Source organism: Bradyrhizobium sp. TM102 (assembly GCF_009176685.1).
Classification (GTDB): Bacteria; Pseudomonadota; Alphaproteobacteria; order Rhizobiales; family Xanthobacteraceae; genus Bradyrhizobium; species Bradyrhizobium ottawaense.
Genome location: NZ_AP021855.1, coordinates 6,053,910 through 6,074,549, shown reverse-complemented (window position 1 = coordinate 6,074,549; position 20,640 = coordinate 6,053,910). Strand labels below are relative to the sequence as shown.

The window sequence follows — 20,640 nt, the reverse complement described above, 5'->3', positions numbered from 1 at the left end:
TCGGCGTAACCCACCACTTGTGCTTCCACGGAGACGAACAGTGGTGGGTTACGCCTTCGGCTAACCCACCCTACAGACGGAAACTCACCGCATCGTCGCAAGTTGCACGGCCAGCGCGCAGGCGCGGTCGTATTCGTCGAGATTGATCCACTCGTCGATCGTGTGCGCCTCGTTCTGGCCGGCGCCGAAGGTCACGGTCGGAATGCCGTGGCGGACCATCCAGTTGGCATCGAGGCCGCCATTGGCGGTGCGGACGTTCGGAGTGCCGCCGACTGCGGAGACAGCCTCGACCGCGCGCTTGATGATGGGCTGGCTGTCCTTCATGCGGAACGGATAATAGTCGGTCTCGGCCTTGAACTTGACCCTGCCGGACTTGCCCTGCGCATTCGTCACTTTCTTTGCCGCCTTTTCGAACGCGGCCTTGTAGGCCTTGGTGATCTCCTTGAAGAACTTTCCGTCATGGCTGCGGCTCTCGCCGCGGACATGCACGTAGTCGGTGACGACGTTGGTGGCATCGCCCGCGGGGCGGCCCTCGCCGCCGGTGACGGGACCGACATTGCTGGTGCCTTGCCGCTTGCCCTTCACCACTTTGCCGAACCAGCCGCCGGCCTTCACCTCGGCGAGCGCGAGCGCCATGATCATGGTCGAGGAGATGCCGCGCTCCGGCGCGACGCCGGCATGCGAGGCGCGCCCCATGATCTCGACGGTCCAGCGATCGGCGCCGACCGCGCCGATCACGACGTTGGAGGCCGAGCCGCCGTCATAGTTGAAGGCCATCACGGGCGAGCCGAGCTCGTCCAGCTTGACGTGGCGCGCGCCATAGAGCCCGCTCTCCTCGCGCACGCAGAACAACAGCGTGATCGGCGGATGGTCGAGCTTATGCTTCTCGAGCTCGGCCGCCAGCGTCACCAGCACGCCACAGCCGCAGCGATTGTCGCCGCCGAGCGCGGTCTTGGCGGAGTTGACGATTTTGCGGCCTGATTTCTTCGGCTTGGCCCCGGCACACAGCGGCACGGTATCCATGTGGGTCATGAACATGATGCGCGGCTGGTTGTGCAGCGCGCCGCGGCCGGGCAGGTCGACGATCAGGTTGCCGGTCTCGGTCGGCACGGGAATGCGGGTGTTGGCGTCGTCGAGCCGGATCGCCTTTGCCGGCACGCCGCTCTCCTTCAGCGCGGCCATGAGCTCACGCCCGATCGCCGCCTCCTGTCCGGTCACGCCCTCGACGGCGAGGAAGCGCATGAGGCGGTCGGTGGCGGCTTTGGTATCGACGGGCATGATTATTTCCTTTGGCAGACCGGCCCGCCATCCTACGAACGCGGCGAGGTGTAAGTCAAAAAGATCAGCACGCCGAATGCCAGCATGGCAGCCATGAACAGCAGCACCGCAGGCAGGCCGGCGAGTGCCGCCACCGCGCCCGTCACCGACTGCATCAGCGCCGCGCCGAGGAAGAAGGCGAGGTTCACCGCCGCCAGCGCTTTGCCCGCCACTTGCGCATCGACGAGTTGGCGGGACATGCCGAACAGCAGCGGCTGGGCGGAGGTCGCAAGGCCGATCAGCACGAACAGGACGAGGTCGTATTGCGGCGGCATCACGGGCACGCCGAACAAAACGGACACGGGGTAATGCGGCGCCCCGAGCGCCATCAGCGCCAGCAGCAGCGCCCCGGCCATATGCGTGACCGCGACCAGCGCGCGGCGACGACCGAGCCTGCGGTCGATCATGCCGATGCACAGGGGCCCTGCGATCATCGCCAGCGTGAACGCGCCGAGCTGGTTGCCGGCCTCGACCCGCGACAAGCCCTTGACGTCCATCAGCCACGGTCCGCCCCACAGGCCGCGCAGCACCAGCGAAGTTGCCAGCGACACCAGCGCGAGCGCAATCAGCCCTCGCAACGGACGTGAAAGGCCGAGCCTGAGCACCTCGATCATCTGCGACAACGGCGAGGAATCGTCCTTGTGCTCGGCCGGCTGCTGCGGCACCAGCGCGAACACGGCGAGCGCGACTGCGACGCCGCCAGCCGCGGACATCCAGAACCCGGCGCGCCAGCCGTAAGCGTCGACGACGAAAGCGAGCGGGCTCGACGACAACAGCATGCCGATATTGCCGATCGAGAGGATCGCGCCCGACCACAGCCCGAAGCGTGCCGCCGACAATTGCTTGGCCGCCAGCGTCATCGGGCACATCAGCATGCCGGACGTGGCAACGCCCAGCATGAACTGCCCGACCGCAAAGCTCGCAGCCCCCGTGGCAAAGCCCGACGCCACCGCGCCGAATACGGTCCCCGCGAGCAGGCTCAGCGAGACCGGCCGCACGCCAAACCGGTCCATCGCCGCCCCGACCGGGATCTGAGCCGCGGCAAAGGCAAAGGGATAGATCGAGGTGAGGCTCGCCAGCGCCTGCGGCTCGATATGGAAATCGGCCGCCATGAGGTCGAGGCTGACCGCCGGAATGGTGCGCAGCAAGGTGGAGAGCATGTGGCCGCAGGCGAGGGCGAGCAGCGCGAAGATCAGCGCGCGGGTGGCGATGCCCGCGTCGTCGTTGGTGGCCATGGGCGTCCCGTCCCGAGGGGGTTTCGGGTGGGGATACATGATGGCGGGGCGGGCGCCAATGGCGGCAGCGCGCCCCCCTCATTCCGGATTGTGGCTTCAGCCGGCAATCAGCACGGCGTTTGCCGCCTGTCTGCGGGCCGTCACGACGACGCGCCTGATCGCATTGCCGGCCTCAGGCGGCGGTTATGAACCAGGACGGCCGCCAGACGTTGTCCTTGGGGAAACGTGGCATCCTGCCAGGCAGGACGCGCCTTCACCTGCGGCCAGCGGCGGCAATGTCTTCATCCGAGAGTACAAGTCAAACGACCAGCGAGGCGGCCCGCCGAGAGCGGAGGAGGAGCAATTCCTTGCTCTTGGTTCTCGCCGTGGGATTCCTTGTCTTTGGCGCCGCGGCGGGCGCTCTCTATTATACGTTGCGGCCGGACACCCTCCGCATTGCCGTTGGACCACCAGGCAGCGACGACTACAAAGTCATTCAGGCGATGGCCGATGCGTTCGGCGACGAAAGTCGGACGATCAGGCTGCTTCCGATCGAGACCAACGGAGCGGTGGAGGCTCTCGCGCTGCTTGGGGCTGGCAAGACCGACCTCGCCGTCGGCCGGGGCGACCTGGACATGCCTGCCGAGGCGCAGACCGTCGCCGTCGTGCGCAAGAACTTCGTCGTGCTGTGGGCTCCGTCTGGATCTGCGGGCAAGGGCTCGAAAAGAAAGCTCGCGCTTAAGATCAAGGAGGTCGCCGATCTCGCAGGGCGCCGCGTCGGCGTGATCGGCCGGACCCCGGTGAACGCCGCGTTGCTACGCGTCATCCTGAGCGCCTCCGGAGTCGAAGCGGACAAGGTGGTCGTGACACACTTCGGCACGGACCAGACTGAGGAGCTGGCACGCGATCTTACCATCGATGCATTCATGGCGGTCGGGCCGCTCGACAGCAAAGTCACGTCCGATGCCGTGGCTGCAACGGCGCGCCTGCGCGGCGAGCCGAAATTTCTCGCCATCGAGACGTCGGAAGCGATCGCCCTGAAGCATCCACGGTATGAATCGGAGGAAATTCCGCCCAGCGTCTTCAATGCGGATCCGGCCTGGCCGGGTGACAAGGTTGAAACGGTCAGCGTCAGCCACCTCATCGTCGCGAGAAAGTCTCTGCCTGAAACGACAGTCGCCGCCTTTTTCCGTCAGCTCTTTGCCGTTCGCCAGGCGATTGCGAGGCAGGTCCCGGGCGCTGCGCACATCACCAAGCCTGATGTCGACAAGGACACGGAGCTGCCGGTGCATCGGGGAGCGGCGGCTGTCATCGACGGAAACGAACGTACTTTCCTCGACCGATACGGCGATTACTTCTGGTTCGGGCTCCTGCTTCTCTCCGGGATCGGCTCGGCCGCTGCCTGGTTGCGTCGCTATTTGAATCGCGACGAAAGAGAGGAGACCACCGACCACCGCAAGAGAATCCTGGCCATGGTGTCCAGCGCGCGAACCGCGGGATCGAGCCAGGAGCTTCTGGTTCTGCAGCGCGAGGCCGACGCCATCATAGCTGAAACGCTCGAATGCTACGACGACGGCGCTATCGAGGAAGAGGAGCTCGCAGCATTCGGTCTGGTGCTCGGCCTGTTGAGCAACGCCATCGCGGAGAGACGAGCCGCGCTGCAGCCCGCCAACTTCGAGACCGTTCGAGGCGCGGCGAGCGCGCCGCGAGGTTGAGACGACCGGCGCTGCGACGTAATTCGTCTACAATGCCAAGGCGGGACCGAGGGCGTAGCCGGGAAGATCAACTTACGCTTGTGAGACCCGCTGTCGACGCGGTCGAAGTTCTCTGCGCCGACACGCATCCCTTGTCTATCGCGCCTCCTATCGTCGTCGTCTCGTCTATTCCGTCATTCAGTACGCGTTGTCTGACGAAGATTCGGAACAAAAGAGACGTCACGGCTCTTACCTTGGTCAGGAGACCTGCTCATGCTGTGCTCAAGGCCGCCACGGGTCATTCGCACGACGCTTGATCTTGCGAACGCAAAGCAGGTCAAGTCCGTTCGAAAGCGCCTTAAGATCTCCGATGCCGATCTGGTCAGGATCGTCGAAAAGATCGGCAACTCCCTGACGGCCATAGAGAAGGAAGTTCAGCTCGAAAAGCTCGAGCTCGTGGAGCAGAGCAGCGCCAAGGATGGACTCAAGGGTGGACTCACGTCCCCCGGATAGATTCGGTTACCCCATCGAAAAGGAGAACTCCGATGAACGGCCTGATTTACCTCATAGGATTAGTCGTCGTGATCGCAGCCATTCTGTCGTTCTTCGGCTTGCGTTGACCGCTCTTCCTGTGCGTTCGCGATGCGCCACCTCTTCCGGGTGAATCCGTTCGCAACTTCGCGTGCATCAAATGGATGATTTGCACCAGGTGAATACCATCATCGCCACGACCATTTGCGCGTTCTTCAAGGGACATCCCGACACGCAGATCGGGACCGAAGAGGCCAAGCTGCTGGCGAAGCAGATTGCCCAGGCGCTGGATGAGGCAGGGCTGCAGATTTCCGCAGTCGATCCGACAAACGCGCCGCGCTAGCTTTCGGCCGGCGAGCCGGTGATACGGCCCGACGCTGCAGCACTTCGCGCGGGCGAATGCGTCCTGGAATTGTCGTGGGCAAGGGGCGCGGCGGTGTCGCTCATGTCCTTCTGAACGGATCTGTCGCCTCGACGCTTCCGATCTACCTGCTTTCCTTTTAGTCCGGATCCAGCTCCCCCAGCAGCTTCCCCGTCTCGTCCAACAGCTCCCGGATCGCCCTTCGTTCCGCGATCCGCTCCTGCGTGAAGGCGCCATGCTTCTGGGCATTGCGGTTTTCCCATGGCGCGCCCGATCCGGCCGCGCCGCCGTGCATGCGGCAGCGGAGCTTGCCGCGCACCGCCGGCGCGCGGCAGGCGAGGCCGCCGCGCGTGCTGGCGCCGCAGCGCGCGCTCGCCGACATCGCGCGCGTGTTGCGGATGCGATCGGCACTCATGCGGTGATGCCTTGCATGGCCTCGGCCCGTTCGCGCTCGCCGGCGTTGCCGGACGGCACCGGTCCCGCCTCTATCGCGGTGCCCGGCTCGGGAGCGATGAGATGCGCATGCTGCGCGACATTCCCCACGATCGCGCTGCCGCCGTCCTGTACCGACAGGTTCTGCACCGTGATCGGACGCTCGCCGTTGCCGCGGTGGCGGTTGAGGGCCTCCATTTGGGCTGCGAAGGTGCGGGCCAGCCGGGTCAATGTGCGCGAAATGCCCTCCTGCTGCGGGATGCCTTCGGCGAAGGCGAGACGGCAGGCAAAGCGCATGGTCGCGACGTGGACGGACACCATCTGCGCCGTCAGCATGGTCTCGAGAGAATTCCGCGGCGCGATGCCTTTCATCATCGAGATCATGAAGGCGAGATTGTCCTCATCGGGCTTCTGCAGGATCACGCTGGCTTTCGTCAATTGCTTGAGGATGCCATGCAGAGCGTCTTGATCGACGGCACCGAGCGCCTCGCCCATCAAGTGCTCGCCGGTCTCCGCGTCCGGATGCTGAATTGCGATCCGTTGTCCGGTGAGCTTGACCCGGGGGGTGGGCCTGCTGCCGTACCTGACGATTGGCGTCGTGCTGTTGCGTGTCATGGCTGTTGTCATGTCGATGTCTCCTTCGAGCCCACGGCATGCGCGAGCCGGCCCCTCTGGTGCGAGCCGACCCTCTCAGTTGCCGTGCGGCGATTGCGTTTTGAAATGTCGATGCTGGGCTTGTGCGCGATCGAAGCGAGGCCCACATGATCGTGGAGGCCGGGTGCTGACGCGGATCGCGATGATGGCATTATGCCCCTGTTTTGCCCGACGAGTCAAAATCGTTTCGTAACATCCGAAGCTCGCGGCCTGGCGTAAGTCCTTGTTCCGACAGGGGCCGTCTACTGTGCATGGGGTTGTTTTCGCATTTTTTGCTTGGAGGCGGCGCGCACGTGCCGTGCGGCGGAATGCGGGCGCCCGAACACGATTGCGAAATCCGGCGTGACCGCTATTCATGATCTTCACATGCGTCGCACCAACAAGCCTGCACAAGCGGCGCTGCTGATGTCTGGGGAGAGAACCAATGCAACGAACCGCCCGCCTGCTGGCCGTCATCGCCGGATTGTGCGCCGCTGCGCTGTCGACGCAGGCCTCGGCGCAGAAATATCCGGTGCGGCCGGTCAAAATCATGGTCGGCTTCAGCGCCGGTGGGCCGGTCGACGTCGTCGCGCGCATCATCGGCGATCGCCTGGGCAACAAGCTCGGGCAGCCCTTCGTGGTCGAGAACCGCGCCGGCGCCAACGGCATGATCGCGGCCGAAGGTGTCGCGCATGCGGAAGGCGACGGCTACACCATGCTCGCTTGCAACTCCTCCACCATCACGCTCAACAAGACGCTATTCAAGGATATCCGCTACGATCCGGAAAAGGACTTCGCGCCGCTGACGACCGTCGTGTCGGCGCCGCTCGTGCTCGTGGTCAATCCGGAGAATCCCAAGACGGCAAACGTCAAGACCGTCGCCGATCTCGTCGCCGCGGCAAAGTCCGCACCCGGTGCGCTGGCTTACGGCTCGGGCGGCAACGGCAACCTTGCCCATCTCGCCATGGAGCTGCTCAGCCAGAAGGCCGGCATCAAGCTGATCCACGTGCCCTATCGCGGCGGTTCGGCCGCCGAGGTCGGCATCCTCGCCCAGGAGGTGCTGGCCGTGTTCGATCCGCTCTCCGCCGTGCCGCTGGTCAAGGCCGGAAAGTTGCGCGCGCTCGCGGTGTCGTCGGCCGAGCGGCTGCCGGCGCTGCCCGATGTGCCGACCGTCGCGGAAGCCGGCTTCCCCGGCTTCGACATCTCGTTCTGGGTCGGCTTCTTCATGCCGAAGTCGACGCCGGCGCCGATCCTGGAGACGCTGCACCGGGAGATCGCCGCGGCCGCGAAGGATCCGGCGGTCGCGGACAAGCTCGGTTCGCAGGGCGTGGTCAGCGTGCTGACCCCGGCCGAGTACGCCGCGAAGATCGCGAAGGAGACCAAGGAGCTCGCCGAGGTCGTCGCTGCCGCGGACATCAAGGCGGAGTAGGGAGCGCACCTGTTTCCATCGCTATTCACCGCCGGCCAGCTGCGCCAGCCGATCGAGCAGCGGGCGTTGTCCTGCGTTGATCTTCTCCCGCGCCTCTTCGAGCGTGAACCATTCGGCACGGTCGACCTCCGGGAAGACTTGCCGTTTGCTGCTGCGGGGCGGCCATTCCATCTCGAACGTGTTGCTGTGGATGCTGTGCACGTCGATATCGAGCTCGGCGGCGAACGCGGTGACGAGCTTGCCGCCGCGCTGCTTGACCTCGCCAAGCGCGATCAGCGGCACGGACAGCTCGAATCCCAGCTCCTCGGCAAATTCCCGTCGCGCGGCGGCCTCCGCATCATCTTCGTCCGCATACTCGCCCTTGGGGATCGACCAGGCGCCGAGATCCTTGTTGCGCCAGAACGGCCCGCCGGGATGAACGAGAAGGATCTCGATCGCCCGGCGTTTGCGATAGGCGATGATCCCGGCACTCTTCGATGGCATCGCAGGTTCCGTGCAGAAGCGGTCCGCTTTGTCTCGGGAAAAAGTGGAACCGGCCGTTTTAGCGCAGGTTAGTAGCCAACGTTCGTTTGATAAAAGGGAGTGAACCATGATCCGCCTGTTGGCAACCACCGCATTAGGGCTGGTGCTGGCGAACGCCGCCTTCGCGCAATCGCCGAGCACGACCACGAAGTCTGAGCAGATGCCGCAATCCCAATCAAGTTCCACGGCGCCAGCGACGACCTCGCCATCCGGCGCGGCCGGCACGCCGCAGACCACATCGCAGCCGCAGCAATCACCGTCGACAGGAACCTCGGCACAGACGACGCAGAGCACCGCGCCGTCCTCCGGGGCTGCCAATTCCGGATCGGGCACGTCCAATGCTGCGAACAGCACGGACACCTCGCGGCCGCAGAGCGGCACGGCAAGCTCGAACACGACCGGCAACCAGCCCGCGACCCAGCAGGGCGCCAACCCGCCGCCGGCAAACACGAACCAGGCGCAGGATCGGTCCAATCCGCCGCCGGCCAATAGCAATCAGGCGCAGCAGGCGCCCGCTGCATCCGGGACCAACCAGGCTCAGCAGGCACCGACGGCGCCAACCGGCAATCAGGCGCAGGGCGAGCGGTCTGGGACCAACTCTCAGGCGGCTGCGCAGACCAACGTCAATCTGAACCGCCAGCAGGAGACGAAGATCAGCGCCTCGATCTCGCATCTGAACGTCCGGCCGCTGACCAGCGTCAATTTCTCGCTGAATGTCGGCACGGTGGTGCCGCGCGATGTGCACCTCTCGACCCTTCCGCCTGATGTCGTCGAGATCGTGCCGCAGTATCGCGGCTACAGCTTCGCGCTGGTGAAGGATGAGATCGTCGTGGTGGATCCTGCGACCTACAAGATCGTGACGGTGCTGCCGTATTCGGGGAAATCCACGGCAACGACGATGTCGACCGCCCGCGAGCGCAGCGCCAGCAAGTTCTCTGACCGCGATCGCGATGCGATCCGCAAGCATGCGAAAGCTCGTCCCGAGGGCCGGAGCGAACGGCAGACCACCGGAAGCACCGCACGCACCGAGATCCATGTCGGCGATCGCGTCCCTGATAGCGTCGAGGTCGAGGAATTTCCGAGCACGGTCTACCGTGATGCGCCCGACCTGCGGGAGTACCGCTACATCCATCGCGATACCCGGACTTATGTCATCGAGCCTCGCGAACGACGCGTGATCGAGGAGATCGATTAGTTCATCGCCGTCGGAAGCCGCCCACCGGGCGGCTTCTCGATTTGTGCGTCAGATCGCCGAACGTTCGCGTGCCGCGATACGGATGGCGCGAGCCTTGGTGCCCTTCGCCGCGCGGGCCGCAATCATGCTCCTCGCCTTGCCACGGGCCGAGGCGCTTTTGTGGAGCAGGGATACGAACCGCTTGCGCGCGCGGTTTGTCGACAGGCGCGCCGCAAGCTGTTCGGCCTTGCGAATGATGGTCGCGACCGAGGGTGTCAGGTTCACCGGGACCCAGGCGACATCCTTGGCCTTGGAGAGGCTGCCGATGCCTTCGCACGGCGCCTCGCGCGGCAGGTCGATCCTGATCGCGAGCGCCTCCGACCGCTCGGTCCAGTCCTCAGCCTTGGTGCCGGTGATGATGCGGACATAGTCGCGCGTCTCACGGGGCAGCTCGCTCTCCTTGGCGAGCCACTTCTGAACGCGGCCGGGACCGGCATTATACGCAGCCGCGGCGAGTCCGAGATTGCCGAAATCGTCGCGAAGCTTGCGCAGGAATTTTGCCGATGCGGGCAGCGCCTTCATGGGATCGAAGGGATCGTCGAGCCCGACTTCGGCGGCCGTCCCAGGCATGAACTGCGCCACGCCCTGGGCGCCGGCCTGGCTCACCTCGTTGGACTTGAAGCGGCTCTCCTGCCAGAGCAGGCGGGCAAAGAATGGCACGGGAATGCCGCTGGCCTCGGCGGCCTCGCGAAGCGCGTGGCAAAATCGCTCGGTCGGGGAAACCGGCGCCTGTAGGGCTGGCTCGTCCGCGCGGGGCGGCTCGATCACCTGCTCATAGGCGGCACGCGCGTTGGCGAGCTCGATGGCCTGCACACTTGCGAGGAAGAGTTCGACCACCGGAACAAGTGGGGAGGCCCGATTGTTTTGAATAACGGCGCGGTCGAAAGTTGATGTTTGCCGGGACGCCGACGGATCGAGGTCGCACATCAGAATCAAGAACGCGGCGCAAGCCGCGATGACAAATCGCATTTGCGGAGACAACCTCGAACTGTGGGATGAACGGCCAGCGGTGCGCCGGCGATAAGAAGTTATTAACCGTCCGATTGCGGCAAAGCTGCGGTCTCGTCGGTTCCTTCGGTGTTACTACGGTGTTCCCAAACAGAAACTTCCCGCGGTTTCGCGGACCTCTATTTTTCGAATTGGACGAGCGATCATGATGCGATGGATGCTTGGCGCGGTGATGTCGCTGTGGCTCATCTGCCCGGTGCTCGCGGGCAATCTCGATACAAAAGCGGTGAATGATGCCGCGCGGCCCGCAAAACAGCCGGCCACCGACAAGCTCAACGCATCGGTGCTGAAGCTTCAGGTCCTGCTCGATCGTGCGCAATTCTCGCCCGGCGAGATCGACGGCAAGCTCGGCGAGAACGCGCAGAAGGCGCTGAAGGCATTTGCCGAGCAGAACGGTATCGCATCCGAGAAGGGAATTGCGCCCGAACTCTGGGACAAGCTGACGGCAGCGAGCGAGGGAGCCATTGTCGTCGACTACAAGATCGACGAGGCCGATGTAAAAGGACCTTTCCTGAAGGAGCTGCCGGCCAGGCTCGAGCAGATGAGGTCGCTGAAGGCGCTGAGCTACACCAGCGCGCTCGAGGGGCTCGCCGAGAAATTCCACATGAGCGCGGATCTGCTCAAGGTGCTCAATCCGGGAAAATCCTTTGGCAAGGCCGGCGAGACGATCGTCGTTGCGAATGTTTCCGCGCGAAAAGAGCTGCCTCGCATTGCACGGCTCGAGGTCGACAAGAAACAGGGGATGCTCAAAGCGTTCGACGGGAGTGGTGCTCTGCTCGCGTTCTACCCGGCTTCAATCGGTAGCCCGGATCGTCCGACGCCGAGTGGCACACTCAAGGTCACAAGCACCAACGAGAAGCCGACCTACCACTACAATCCCGAGTACAAGTTCAAGAGCGTAAAATCCAGGGAGCCGTTCGACATCAAGCCAGGCCCGAACAATCCGGTGGGATCGTACTGGATCGGGCTGTCGGCGCAGGGCTATGGCATCCACGGGACGGCGGAGCCCGACAGGGTCGGCAAGTCGGCGTCCCACGGCTGCGTCAGGCTGACCAATTGGGACGCCCGCACGCTCGGCGACAACACCAAGCGTGGTACGCCCGTCGTCTTCCTCGATGCGCCGACGGAATCTTCCTCGAAGCAGAAGGACAAGACGCCCGGCAGGCGCGCCGCGAATTAGTTCTTGCTAGTCCTTGGGGAAATCCTTGCGCATCGCCATCTCGGCGGCATCGCCCGGCGACAGCACGGTCTGCTCGAAGGCCGCTTGCGGCTTCGTCATGATGTCGTAGAGCGAGATGCCCTTGATCGGCTTGCCCATGAGCTCGCGGACGCAGTCGGCGAGCGTGCCGTTGTAGACGAGATAGGGCGGACCTCGGTCCTTCTGCCTCTCGCCCTTCAGCGACGGCCACTTCTTCAATTCGGCCGGGGCGTCATAGGCGATCGGCGATCCCTCTTTGAACATGCGTCGGGTCCCGGTGGCTTGGATTGCAGGGAATCCTAGAGCCGCCGGGTAAACACGCGTTAAAGAATTAGTTCAAATCAGGCGGCAATGAAGGCGAGCAGGGTGCCGTTGGCCTTGGCCGGCGGCACACAGAGCGCAGCCCCGCTGCGCACGGCGGCGGACCCCAGCGCCTTCTCGGTCGCGGCCAGATCGCCGCTGACGAGCACCAGCGCAGCGCCGCCGCGGTCGGAAAGGCCCGCGAGCGGCACGCCGGGATAGCGTTTGGCGAGCTGGTCCAGCGTCAGATAGACGAAGTCGGCCCGATCGCCGCCGGAGGGCACCGTGACCGCGCCGTCGGCCTCGGCGGTCGGTTCGCGGTCGATCAGCCTGCCGAGATGCGCGGCGTCCTTTGCCGGCTCCGGCGTTGCGATCAGCGTCTGCCTGATCCGCTTCGCCGCATTGGCGTGCTTCATCAACTCGGGAATCCAAACCGTGTCACGCGTCTTGTGCTGGCAGGCGAAGATGCGTACCCCGCCGGGCGCTTCCGCTGTCGGCCACATGAAAGTGCGGAATTTGGCCGTCGAGACCGTGCCGTTGGGCAAGGTTACCGGCCGCTCGAAATCGGTCGGGCCGATCGGCGTCAGGCCGCGTGCGCGGATCTCCTCCGCGCCTTCAGCGGAATCGACCGCGGTGAAGGCGATACGCTCGATGCCTTCGCCGCGCTTGTCGAGGAAGGCGCGCGCCGGCACATTGTGCTCGGTCGCGACGAGCACGCCGAGCAGCTCCATATAATCGGGGTCGAACATGATGGTGTAATTGCCGGTGCCCATATGCGCGCTGTGGGTGCCGCGCGGCGACACGGTGAAGCCGAGCTGGCGGTAGTTCTCGGCAGCCTTGTCGAGGTCCTGAACCATGACCACGGCGTGGTCGATACCGATTATGTTCTTGAGGGCCACTGTTCTTTCCCCGCGCATGCAAATGACTTTGGGCCGCGTCGGCGGCCGCTGGTCCTGTCTACGCCGGATAGGCGGTCAAGTCATTTTCAATTCAGTAGGAGATGCGGAATTTCATTCCGCGGATCTGTCGACGCACGGCAGCATCAGCGAGCCTGCTCGAGATAGGCGGCAAGGATGGCACGTTCCTGGCTGGTCATCTCGGTGATGTTGCCCGGTGGCATCGCGCTGGACCAGGCCGCGACCCGGCCGATCAGGCGGATGTTGCGATGGATGTGCTCGGGCGCATCGAGCAGGATGCCCTTCGGCGCGGTCACGATGCCGGCCCAGACCGGCTCGGCGGCATGGCACATGCTGCAACGGGACATCACGATCTCCTCGACCGCGGCAAGGGTCGGCTGTGTCGGCAGTGCGCCCGACTTGACCTCGCGCGGTCCTGCGGCGGAGAGGAAGAGGATCGCAATCACGCCGATTGCTGCGACGCCCCACACCCACCATGGCGATTTCCGCCCCGCGTGGCGCTCGTTGAAGAAGTGGCGGATCACGGGGCCCAGCGCCAGGATGATCGCGACGATGATCCAGTTGAAGCGCGTGGCGTAGAGCAGGGGATAGTGGTTGCTGATCATCAGCACGACCACGGGCAGCGTCAGGTAGTTGTTGTGGACCGAGCGCTCCTTGCTGGCTTTGCCGAGCCTTGGATCCGGCACCTGTCCCGCGATCAGGCTGGCCACGATCTTCTTCTGATTCGGGATGATCAGCGCGAAGACGTTGGCGACCATGATGGTACCGATGATGGCGCCGATCTGGTTGAAGGCGCCACGGCCGCTCAGCACATGGGTGAAGGCATAGGTCAGTGCGACCAGGAACAGATAGCCGCCGATGGCGAAGGGCAGCTCGCGCTGGGCAAGGCCGGTACGGCAGGCGGCTTCATAGAGCAGCCACGCCAGTGCCAGGCTCGCAAGGCTGAACAGGCCGGCCTGGAACGGCGTGAGGTGGAGGATCGATTTGTCGACCAGGAACAGATCGGCCTCGAGATAATATACCACCACCATCAGCGCGAAGCCGGACAGCCAGGTGGTGTAGGCCTCCCATTTGAACCAGGTGAGCTCGTCCGGCATCTGGGAGGGGGCGACCAGATATTTCATGATCCGGTAGAAGCCGCCGCCATGGACCTGCCAGGCTTCGCCCTGGACGCCGTCGGGCAGGTCACTCGTTCGGTTGCCCTTGGGCCTGAGGCTGAGGTCGAGGGCGATGAAATAGAAGGAACTGCCGATCCAGGCGATCGCCGCCACCACGTGGAGCCAGCGCAGCAGCAGGCTCGCCCATTCCGATATGATGGATCCCCACATGATCATCCCGTCAATTGCGACAGCGATGCCGCAGCTTTGATGACCGCAACCCCCGCCCTTACAATGTGTCGCACCTATCCGCGGTGTTTTCCAGTACGATGGGCGCAGCTGATGCACATCGTGCGGGCATCAGGTGACGTGGGATGCGGCAGAGCTTCGACGTGTCGCGGTGGTATCGATGTTCGAGAGATTGCAGGCCGGGAGGACAATTTGAAGAGCAGAATTTTGTCCGTCGCGATATCCGCGGGGCTACTGATTGCTACCGGTGCGCAGGCCGAGCCGGTGTTGCAGGGCAGGGACGCTTATGGTGCTTGGCAAGCCGACAAGCCAGGCACGGTCAGGCTGATCCGGCCGCAGGATCTCGTCAGGCCCGGCGCCACGCGCTCGGTTGCGAGCTCGTCACGCGTGGTGCCGCGCCCGGCCGAGGCTGCGCTTCAGGTGCCGGCGGGGTTCAAGATCGAGCTGTTTGCCGAAGGCCTGCGCGCGCCGCGCATCGTGCGGGTGGCGCCGAACGGCGACGTCTTTGTCGCGGAGACGCGGGCCGGCACCATTCGCGTGCTTCGTGCCGGGGACGGCAACAAGATCGCGACCAATGAAGTGTTCGCCAGCGGACTGAGGCAGCCATTCGGCATCGCCTTCTTCCCGAACGGTGACAATCCGCAATGGGTCTATGTCGCTAACACCGACAGCGTCGTCCGCTTTCCCTATCAGGCCGGCGATCTCAAGGCGCGCGGCAAGGCCGAGACGATCGTGCCGAGCCTGCCGCATGACGGCGGCCATTCCACCCGCGACATCGTCTTCACGCCTGACAACAAGCGCATGCTGGTCTCCGTCGGCTCGCTCAGCAACGTTGCGGAAGGTTTGGGCACGCCGCCGGGCGGGATGGAGGCGTGGTCGAAAACGCAACCGCTCGGCGCGGCCTGGGCAAGTGAGACCGAACGCGCGGCGGTGCTGGCTTTCAATCCCGATGGCAAGGAGCGGAAGATCTACGCCACCGGCATCCGCAATTGCGTTGGTCTCGCAATTCAGCCGCAAACCGGTCTGCCCTGGTGCTCGACCAACGAGCGGGACGGCCTCGGTGACGATCTCGTCCCCGACTATGTGACCAGCGTGAAGGAAGGCGCATTCTACGGCTGGCCCTGGTTCTATATCGGCGCCAACGAGGACCCGCGCCATGCCGGTGCGCGGCCGGACATCAAGGACAAGGTGACGGTCCCCGACGTGCTGGTGCAGCCGCACTCGGCCTCGCTCGGCATGGCCTTCTATCAGGGCACGCAGTTTCCGCCCGAGTATCAGAGCGACGCCTTCGCGGCCGAGCATGGCTCCTGGAACCGGTCGAAGCGCACCGGCTACAAGGTGATCCGCATCCGGATCAAGGACGGCAAGCCGACGGGTGAGTACGAGGATTTCGTCACGGGTTTTGTCGTGAGCGACACGGAGGTGTGGGGCAGGCCGGTGGGAGTAGCCGTGGCGAAGGATGGATCGCTGCTGGTGTCGGAGGACGGCAACGGCACGATCTGGCGGGTGACGCACGCGCCGCAGTGACGGTGCACCCCTCCAGGAGAGGGTAAGAAAGGCGCTCGCCTGACCTACCCCCGTCTCACGCTGGCTCCACCATCCACCGGCAGCGTCACGCCCGTAATGAAGTTCGCCTCATCCGACGCCAGAAACAGCGCGGCGTTGGCGACATCCCATCCGGTGCCCATCTTCCGACGCAGCGGCACCTTGCCGTCGCGTTCGGCTTCGACCTCGGCGCGGGTCTTGTGCCATTCACGGGCGCGGGTGTCGACGGCCATCGGTGTGTTCATCAGGCCGGGCAGGATGACGTTGGCGCGGATGCCGAATTCGGCGTTCTGGTAGGCGAGCTGTTCGGTGAAGGCGATCATCGCCGACTTCGTCGCCTTGTAGGCGACATAGGGATAATTCGTGATCGCCGCCATCGAGGAGATGTTGATGATGGCGCCGCTGCCCTGCGCGCGCATGATCGGGATCACCTCTTTCGCCGCCAGAATGCAGCTCTTCAGATTGATGGCGACGACGCGGTCGAACGCTTCCTCGGTCAATTGCAGCAGCTCGGCATCGCCGCCGGACAGGCTGACGCCGACATTGTTGTGCAGCACGTCGATCCGCCCCCAGCGCGACTGCGCGTCCTTAACCATCGCCTTGATGTCGGCCGACTTCGTGACGTCGGCCTTGAAGGCCGCGGCGGTGCCATGCTTCGCGGTGATCATCGCCACCGTTTCCTGAGCCGATTCCAAATGATGATCGACGCACAAGACCTTTGCGCCCTCGCGCGCGAAGGTCAGCGCGGTGGCGCGGCCATTGCCCATGCCTTCGCCGGGGCTCTGTCCGGCCCCGACGACGATGGCGACCTTGTCCTTCAAGCGCATCTCGGTTCACTCCCTGATCCGGACTTCCCATTATTTTCGTGCAGATTAGCAATCGCCCCGACCGGAGAGAAGGGCGCGGCTTTTGCGTTCATGTCATTGACATCGCATGGATTTGCATGTTGCGCCGGCCCAACGCGCATGGCTGGCCCTCGCGGTTCAGGAACCGTTCTGAGGTCGCCGCGTTTGTTGCGGAGCCTTTCCCGCGCTAGGCTCTGTCTTGGGGCTTCCCAACCGCCAGTGGCTTGCCGATGAATCTGCTCGACCCACAAGGGCCCGTGGCTGCGGCTAACAGCACGATTCTGGTCGATTCCGTCTTCATCATGCTCGTGATCGTGGTGCCGACCATTTTCGCGATTCTCGGTTTTGCGTTCTGGTTTCGCGCCTCGAATCCAAAAGCGCGCTACCAGCCTGACTTCGTCTATTCCGGCCGCGTCGAGATGGTGGTGTGGGCGATCCCTGCGCTCACCGTCATCCTGCTCGGCGGCGTCGCCTGGATCGGCTCGCATCAACTCGATCCCGCAGCACCGGTGCCGGGGACTGGAAGCCCGGTGCGCATTCAAGCGGTCTCGCTCGACTGGAAATGGCTGTTCATCTATCCGGACCAGCGCATCGCCACCGTCAACACGCTGACGGTGCCGGCCGGCGCCGAGCTGAACTTTCAGCTGACGTCGTCGAGCGTGATGAACACGTTCTTCATCCCGCAGCTCGGCAGCATGATCTACACCATGAACGGCATGGTGACGAAGCTGAACCTGCGCGCCGACAACGAAGGCAAGCTGCAGGGGTTGTCCGCGCATTTCTCCGGCGACGGCTTTCCCGACATGATGTTCGACGTCAACGTGGTCTCGCCGCTCGCCTTTCCGGAATGGGTGGCGACCACGGCGAAGACCGATGCCGTGCTGAATGAGGACAGCTACAAGAAGCTGATGCAGCAGGGCGTCGAGAAGGGCAGGCCGACCTACCGTCTCGACGATCCCCGGCTGTTCGATCTGATCGCAACCCAGCACATTCCGCCGGGACCGGGGCCGGAACTGCTCTCCGATGCAGGCCGTCCGCACAGTGGAGGCCACGATGCTCGGTAAGCTCGATTGGTCGGCCATTCCGTTCGATCAGCCCATCCCGCTGGTCGCGGGCGCAGTGGTGCTGGTCGCGATCCTGGGCGTGCTGATCTGGGTCGTGGCGAAGGGGCATCTGCCCTATCTCTGGAGCGAATGGATCACCAGCGTCGATCACAAGCGCATCGGCGTGATGTACATCCTGCTGGCCTCGGTGATGCTGCTGCGCGGTGGCAGCGACGCCATCATGATGCGGATCCAGCAGGCCGTCGCCTACCAGTCGCAGGGCTATCTGCCGCCGGAGCACTACAACCAGATCTTCTCGGCGCACGGCACCATCATGATCTTCTTCGTGGCGATGCCGTTCGTGATCGGGCTGATGAACCTGATCGTGCCGCTGCAGCTCGGCGTGCGCGACGTCGCTTTCCCGACGCTCAACTCGGTCGGGTTCTGGCTGACCGCGACCGGTGCGCTGCTGGTCAATCTCTCGCTCGTGGTCGGCGAGTTCGCGCGCACCGGGTGGCTCGCCTTTCCGCCGCTGTCGGAGCTGTCCTATTCGCCGGGCGTCGGCGTCGACTATTACGCCTGGTCGCTGCAGATATCCGGCGTCGGCACGCTGGTGGCCGGCATCAACCTCGTCACCACGGTGCTGAAGCTACGCACCAAGGGCATGAATTACCTGCGCATGCCGATGTTCTGCTGGACCACGCTGGCCTCGAACCTCCTCATCGTTGCAGCTTTTCCGATCCTTACCGCCACGCTCGCGATGCTGCTGCTCGACCGCTACCTCGGCTTCCACTTCTTCACCAACGAGGCCGGCGGCAACATCATGATGTTCATGAACCTGATCTGGGCCTGGGGACATCCGGAGGTCTACATCCTCGTGCTGCCGGCCTTCGGCATCTTCTCCGAGGTGGTCTCGACCTTCTCCGGCAAGGGGCTGTTCGGCTATCGCTCGATGGTGCTTGCGACCATGGCGATCTGCGTCATTTCCTTCATGGTCTGGCTGCATCATTTCTTCACGATGGGCGCGGGGCCGGACGTCAATGCCATCTTCGGCATCGCCAGCATGATCATCGCGGTGCCGACGGGCGTGAAGATCTACAATTGGCTGTTCACGATGTATGGCGGCCGCATCCGCTTCGCGACGCCGATGCTGTGGGCGGTCGGCTTCATGGTGACCTTCATCGTCGGCGGATTGACGGGCGTCCTGCTCGCGGTGCCGCCGGCCGACTTCATGCTTCACAACAGCATGTTCCTGGTGGCGCATTTCCACAACGTCATCATCGGCGGCGTGCTGTTCGGCGCCTTTGCCGGCTTCGAATACTGGTTTCCGAAGGCGTTTGGTTTTCGTCTCGACGAACGCTGGGGCAAGCTGGCGTTCTGGTTCACCTTCCTCGGCTTCTTCATCACTTTCATCCCGCTCTACATTGCCGGCATGCTCGGCATGACCCGGCGCATGCAGCATTACGACGTCGCGGCGTGGCGGCCCTGGATGATCGTTGCAGCAATTGGCATGGCCGTGCTGACGATCGGGGTGATCTGCCAGATCGTGCAACTCGTGGTCAGCATCCGCAACCGCGAGGCGCTGCGCGACCGCACCGGCGATCCCTGGGACGGCCGTTCGCTGGAATGGGCGACCTCGTCGCCACCGCCGGTGTTCAACTTCGCCTTCAATCCCGACGTGCGCGGCGAGGACGCCTATTGGGACATGAAAGTCCATGCCCAGCAGCAATCGCTCGAACGCGACAGGCCGGAATACCAGGACATCGAGATGCCCCGGAATTCCCCGACCGGCTTCGTCTGCGCGTTCTTCGCCACCATCATGGGCTTTGCGCTGATCTGGCATATCTGGTGGATGGTGATCCTGGGCGGGATCGGCGCGTTCGCGACCTTCGTCGTGTTCGCCTGGCGCGACCACGACGAATACGTCATTCCCGCGCAGGAGGTCGCCGCGATCGACCGCATCAATCTCGAGGAACGACGCAGCCTCGTCAGCATGGCGGGGCCGGTCTGATGGCGATGACCGCGACCGCCGGCCATGCGCATGCCGATCCCCATCACATCGGGCTCGTCATCGAGCATCCCGGACCCGCTTCGAAGCGGATCGTAACCGCCTACGGCTTCTGGGTCTTCCTGCTGTCCGACATCGTGATGTTCTCCTGCTTCTTCGCGGCCTATGCGGTGCTGTCTGGGCAGACGGCCGGCGGCCCGAAGGGCTCGGAGATCTTCGAGCAGAGGAATGTCGCGATCGAGACGGTCTGCCTGCTGTTGTCGAGTTTTACCTGCGGCATGGCCAGCATTGCCGCCGATGTGCGCAACCGGTTCTGGTTCTATCTCGGCATGGCCGTGACTTGTCTGTTGGGACTCATATTCCTGACAATCGAATTCCGCGAATTCGCCGATCTCATCGCGCGCGGCTATGGCCCGTCGCGCAGCGCGTTCCTGACCGCGTTTTTCTCGCTGGTCGGCTGCCACGGCCTGCATGTCTCGGCCGGCGTGCTGTGGCTGCTCACCATGATGGCCCAGGTGTTCGCGAAAGGCTTTCGCGCCGACGTCCTGCGCCGGATGATGTGCTTTGCGCTGTTCTGGCACGCGCTCGACATCGTCTGGGTCGGGGTGTTCTCCGTCGTCTATTTGCTTGGGAGTGCCGCATGAGCGATCAGAGCCACGCGCGGAGCGACCACGACCTCGCGCCGGGCGAGGAAGAGCAACACAGTGTCGGCACCCGTATTCTCGGCTACGTCGTCGGCCTTGTCCTGGCGCTGCTGCTCACGGCGACGTCGTTCTTCATCGCCGGCACCGATCTGGTCTGGCAGCCCTCCATCCCGGTTGCGTTGATCGTGCTGGCGATCGCGCAGATGGGGGTCCATCTGGTGTTCTTCCTGCACATCACGACCGGTCCCGACAACACCAACAACGTGCTGGCGCTGGCCTTCGGCCTGCTGGTGGTCTTCCTGGTGGTGGGCGGCACGGTCTGGATCATGGCGCATCTGAATGCGAACATGCCGCCGATGGACCAGATCATGCGGATGCAGTGATAGAGCCGCCCAAAAAAGAAGAGCCGCTTGTTGTGA

General features: G+C 64.1%; 21 protein-coding genes. 11 read left to right on the top strand and 10 right to left on the bottom strand.

Annotated elements, in window-relative coordinates; all coding sequences use genetic code 11:
- Positions 1-84: 84 nt before the first annotated feature.
- Both GDN70_RS28765 and GDN70_RS28760 read right to left on the bottom strand, forming a co-directional pair.
- Positions 85-1,278 (bottom strand): M20/M25/M40 family metallo-hydrolase, encoded by a 1,194-nt coding sequence (locus GDN70_RS28765; protein ID WP_038971797.1) that lies wholly within the window; start codon positions 1,276-1,278, stop codon positions 85-87.
- A gap of 32 nt (positions 1,279-1,310) precedes the next feature.
- A complete protein-coding gene (locus tag GDN70_RS28760) occupies positions 1,311-2,552 on the bottom strand; it encodes an MFS transporter (RefSeq protein WP_152103330.1) in 1,242 nt (413 codons plus the stop codon).
- 275 nt (positions 2,553-2,827) lie between these two features.
- On the opposite strand from GDN70_RS28760, the gene GDN70_RS28755 reads away from it, so the two are divergent.
- The 3 genes from GDN70_RS28755 (at position 2,828) to GDN70_RS28745 (ending at position 5,099) form a co-directional block, all read left to right on the top strand.
- On the top strand, positions 2,828-4,246 hold the full coding sequence (locus GDN70_RS28755; RefSeq protein ID WP_152103752.1) for a TAXI family TRAP transporter solute-binding subunit: 1,419 nt from the start codon (positions 2,828-2,830) through the stop codon (positions 4,244-4,246).
- A gap of 252 nt (positions 4,247-4,498) precedes the next feature.
- Complete coding sequence (locus tag GDN70_RS28750; RefSeq protein WP_049801728.1) at positions 4,499-4,738, top strand: DUF3606 domain-containing protein; 240 nt, start codon at positions 4,499-4,501, stop codon at positions 4,736-4,738.
- A 178-nt stretch (positions 4,739-4,916) separates the two neighbouring features.
- Positions 4,917-5,099 (top strand): hypothetical protein, encoded by a 183-nt coding sequence (locus tag GDN70_RS28745; RefSeq protein ID WP_091964622.1) that lies wholly within the window; start codon positions 4,917-4,919, stop codon positions 5,097-5,099.
- Between the two features lie 157 nt (positions 5,100-5,256).
- Here GDN70_RS28745 and GDN70_RS28740 read toward each other — a convergent pair whose 3' ends face one another.
- Both GDN70_RS28740 and GDN70_RS28735 read right to left on the bottom strand, forming a co-directional pair.
- Positions 5,257-5,532 (bottom strand): HGGxSTG domain-containing protein, encoded by a 276-nt coding sequence (locus GDN70_RS28740; protein ID WP_038971802.1) that lies wholly within the window; start codon positions 5,530-5,532, stop codon positions 5,257-5,259.
- Entirely contained in the window at positions 5,529-6,176 is a 648-nt protein-coding gene (locus tag GDN70_RS28735) for a hypothetical protein (RefSeq protein WP_038971803.1), read from the bottom strand. The genes GDN70_RS28740 and GDN70_RS28735 overlap by 4 nt, the downstream gene beginning before the upstream one ends.
- A gap of 451 nt (positions 6,177-6,627) precedes the next feature.
- On the opposite strand from GDN70_RS28735, the gene GDN70_RS28730 reads away from it, so the two are divergent.
- Complete coding sequence (locus tag GDN70_RS28730; protein ID WP_028143142.1) at positions 6,628-7,611, top strand: tripartite tricarboxylate transporter substrate binding protein; 984 nt, start codon at positions 6,628-6,630, stop codon at positions 7,609-7,611.
- Positions 7,612-7,632: 21 nt separating this feature from the next.
- On the opposite strand, the gene GDN70_RS28725 is transcribed toward GDN70_RS28730, so the two are convergent.
- Positions 7,633-8,094 (bottom strand): NUDIX domain-containing protein, encoded by a 462-nt coding sequence (locus tag GDN70_RS28725; RefSeq protein ID WP_097669002.1) that lies wholly within the window; start codon positions 8,092-8,094, stop codon positions 7,633-7,635.
- 106 nt (positions 8,095-8,200) lie between these two features.
- On the opposite strand from GDN70_RS28725, the gene GDN70_RS28720 reads away from it, so the two are divergent.
- Entirely contained in the window at positions 8,201-9,328 is a 1,128-nt protein-coding gene (locus GDN70_RS28720) for a DUF1236 domain-containing protein (protein ID WP_152103329.1), read from the top strand.
- A 48-nt stretch (positions 9,329-9,376) separates the two neighbouring features.
- On the opposite strand, the gene GDN70_RS28715 is transcribed toward GDN70_RS28720, so the two are convergent.
- A complete protein-coding gene (locus GDN70_RS28715) occupies positions 9,377-10,336 on the bottom strand; it encodes a lytic transglycosylase domain-containing protein (protein ID WP_038946938.1) in 960 nt (319 codons plus the stop codon).
- A 184-nt stretch (positions 10,337-10,520) separates the two neighbouring features.
- On the opposite strand from GDN70_RS28715, the gene GDN70_RS28710 reads away from it, so the two are divergent.
- Positions 10,521-11,555, top strand: coding sequence for a L,D-transpeptidase family protein (locus GDN70_RS28710; RefSeq protein ID WP_038946939.1), 1,035 nt, complete (start codon positions 10,521-10,523; stop codon positions 11,553-11,555).
- A 6-nt stretch (positions 11,556-11,561) separates the two neighbouring features.
- On the opposite strand, the gene GDN70_RS28705 is transcribed toward GDN70_RS28710, so the two are convergent.
- The 3 genes from GDN70_RS28705 to GDN70_RS28695 form a co-directional block, all read right to left on the bottom strand.
- Entirely contained in the window at positions 11,562-11,837 is a 276-nt protein-coding gene (locus GDN70_RS28705) for a hypothetical protein (RefSeq protein WP_038946940.1), read from the bottom strand.
- A gap of 77 nt (positions 11,838-11,914) precedes the next feature.
- Positions 11,915-12,772 (bottom strand): VOC family protein, encoded by an 858-nt coding sequence (locus tag GDN70_RS28700; protein ID WP_038946941.1) that lies wholly within the window; start codon positions 12,770-12,772, stop codon positions 11,915-11,917.
- A gap of 143 nt (positions 12,773-12,915) precedes the next feature.
- A complete protein-coding gene (locus GDN70_RS28695; RefSeq protein WP_038971808.1) occupies positions 12,916-14,118 on the bottom strand; it encodes a urate hydroxylase PuuD in 1,203 nt (400 codons plus the stop codon).
- Positions 14,119-14,328: 210 nt separating this feature from the next.
- Here GDN70_RS28695 and GDN70_RS28690 point away from each other — a divergent pair, with 210 nt between their 5' ends.
- On the top strand, positions 14,329-15,663 hold the full coding sequence (locus GDN70_RS28690) for a sorbosone dehydrogenase family protein (protein ID WP_038946945.1): 1,335 nt from the start codon (positions 14,329-14,331) through the stop codon (positions 15,661-15,663).
- Between the two features lie 44 nt (positions 15,664-15,707).
- On the opposite strand, the gene GDN70_RS28685 is transcribed toward GDN70_RS28690, so the two are convergent.
- Positions 15,708-16,508, bottom strand: a complete 801-nt coding sequence (locus GDN70_RS28685; RefSeq protein WP_038946946.1) for an SDR family NAD(P)-dependent oxidoreductase — start codon at positions 16,506-16,508, stop codon at positions 15,708-15,710.
- A gap of 248 nt (positions 16,509-16,756) precedes the next feature.
- On the opposite strand from GDN70_RS28685, the gene GDN70_RS28680 reads away from it, so the two are divergent.
- From GDN70_RS28680 to cyoD, 4 genes are read left to right on the top strand one after another with little or no spacing between them, the layout of a single operon-like run.
- On the top strand, positions 16,757-17,590 hold the full coding sequence (locus GDN70_RS28680) for a ubiquinol oxidase subunit II (protein ID WP_028143133.1): 834 nt from the start codon (positions 16,757-16,759) through the stop codon (positions 17,588-17,590).
- Positions 17,580-19,580, top strand: a complete 2,001-nt coding sequence (gene cyoB, locus GDN70_RS28675; RefSeq protein ID WP_038946947.1) for a cytochrome o ubiquinol oxidase subunit I — start codon at positions 17,580-17,582, stop codon at positions 19,578-19,580. The genes GDN70_RS28680 and cyoB overlap by 11 nt, the downstream gene beginning before the upstream one ends.
- A complete protein-coding gene (locus GDN70_RS28670) occupies positions 19,580-20,221 on the top strand; it encodes a cytochrome (ubi)quinol oxidase subunit III (RefSeq protein ID WP_028143131.1) in 642 nt (213 codons plus the stop codon). Before cyoB ends, GDN70_RS28670 begins: the two co-directional genes overlap by 1 nt.
- Positions 20,218-20,604 carry a cytochrome o ubiquinol oxidase subunit IV gene (gene cyoD / locus GDN70_RS28665; protein ID WP_018322693.1) on the top strand — a complete coding sequence of 129 codons (387 nt, stop codon included), beginning with the start codon at positions 20,218-20,220 and terminating at the stop codon, positions 20,602-20,604. The genes GDN70_RS28670 and cyoD overlap by 4 nt, the downstream gene beginning before the upstream one ends.
- The last annotated feature ends 36 nt before the right edge of the window (positions 20,605-20,640 follow it).

What these genes read in the sequence shown, in the direction of transcription:
- GDN70_RS28755 (WP_152103752.1), top strand. Translation starts at nt 2,828, where the DNA reads ATGTCTTCATCCGAGAGTACAAGTCAAACGACCAGCGAGGCGGCCCGC.
- GDN70_RS28720 (WP_152103329.1), top strand. Translation starts at nt 8,201, where the DNA reads ATGATCCGCCTGTTGGCAACCACCGCATTAGGGCTGGTGCTGGCGAAC.
- GDN70_RS28685 (WP_038946946.1), bottom strand. Translation starts at nt 16,508, where the DNA reads ATGCGCTTGAAGGACAAGGTCGCCATCGTCGTCGGGGCCGGACAGAGC.
- GDN70_RS28715 (WP_038946938.1), bottom strand. Translation starts at nt 10,336, where the DNA reads ATGCGATTTGTCATCGCGGCTTGCGCCGCGTTCTTGATTCTGATGTGC.
- GDN70_RS28695 (WP_038971808.1), bottom strand. Translation starts at nt 14,118, where the DNA reads ATGTGGGGATCCATCATATCGGAATGGGCGAGCCTGCTGCTGCGCTGG.
- GDN70_RS28730 (WP_028143142.1), top strand. Translation starts at nt 6,628, where the DNA reads ATGCAACGAACCGCCCGCCTGCTGGCCGTCATCGCCGGATTGTGCGCC.
- GDN70_RS28680 (WP_028143133.1), top strand. Translation starts at nt 16,757, where the DNA reads ATGAATCTGCTCGACCCACAAGGGCCCGTGGCTGCGGCTAACAGCACG.
- GDN70_RS28735 (WP_038971803.1), bottom strand. Translation starts at nt 6,176, where the DNA reads ATGACAACAGCCATGACACGCAACAGCACGACGCCAATCGTCAGGTAC.
- GDN70_RS28760 (WP_152103330.1), bottom strand. Translation starts at nt 2,552, where the DNA reads ATGGCCACCAACGACGACGCGGGCATCGCCACCCGCGCGCTGATCTTC.
- GDN70_RS28725 (WP_097669002.1), bottom strand. Translation starts at nt 8,094, where the DNA reads ATGCCATCGAAGAGTGCCGGGATCATCGCCTATCGCAAACGCCGGGCG.
- GDN70_RS28750 (WP_049801728.1), top strand. Translation starts at nt 4,499, where the DNA reads ATGCTGTGCTCAAGGCCGCCACGGGTCATTCGCACGACGCTTGATCTT.
- cyoD (WP_018322693.1), top strand. Translation starts at nt 20,218, where the DNA reads ATGAGCGATCAGAGCCACGCGCGGAGCGACCACGACCTCGCGCCGGGC.
- GDN70_RS28740 (WP_038971802.1), bottom strand. Translation starts at nt 5,532, where the DNA reads ATGAGTGCCGATCGCATCCGCAACACGCGCGCGATGTCGGCGAGCGCG.
- GDN70_RS28745 (WP_091964622.1), top strand. Translation starts at nt 4,917, where the DNA reads ATGGATGATTTGCACCAGGTGAATACCATCATCGCCACGACCATTTGC.
- GDN70_RS28670 (WP_028143131.1), top strand. Translation starts at nt 19,580, where the DNA reads ATGGCGATGACCGCGACCGCCGGCCATGCGCATGCCGATCCCCATCAC.
- GDN70_RS28710 (WP_038946939.1), top strand. Translation starts at nt 10,521, where the DNA reads ATGATGCGATGGATGCTTGGCGCGGTGATGTCGCTGTGGCTCATCTGC.
- GDN70_RS28765 (WP_038971797.1), bottom strand. Translation starts at nt 1,278, where the DNA reads ATGCCCGTCGATACCAAAGCCGCCACCGACCGCCTCATGCGCTTCCTC.
- cyoB (WP_038946947.1), top strand. Translation starts at nt 17,580, where the DNA reads ATGCTCGGTAAGCTCGATTGGTCGGCCATTCCGTTCGATCAGCCCATC.
- GDN70_RS28705 (WP_038946940.1), bottom strand. Translation starts at nt 11,837, where the DNA reads ATGTTCAAAGAGGGATCGCCGATCGCCTATGACGCCCCGGCCGAATTG.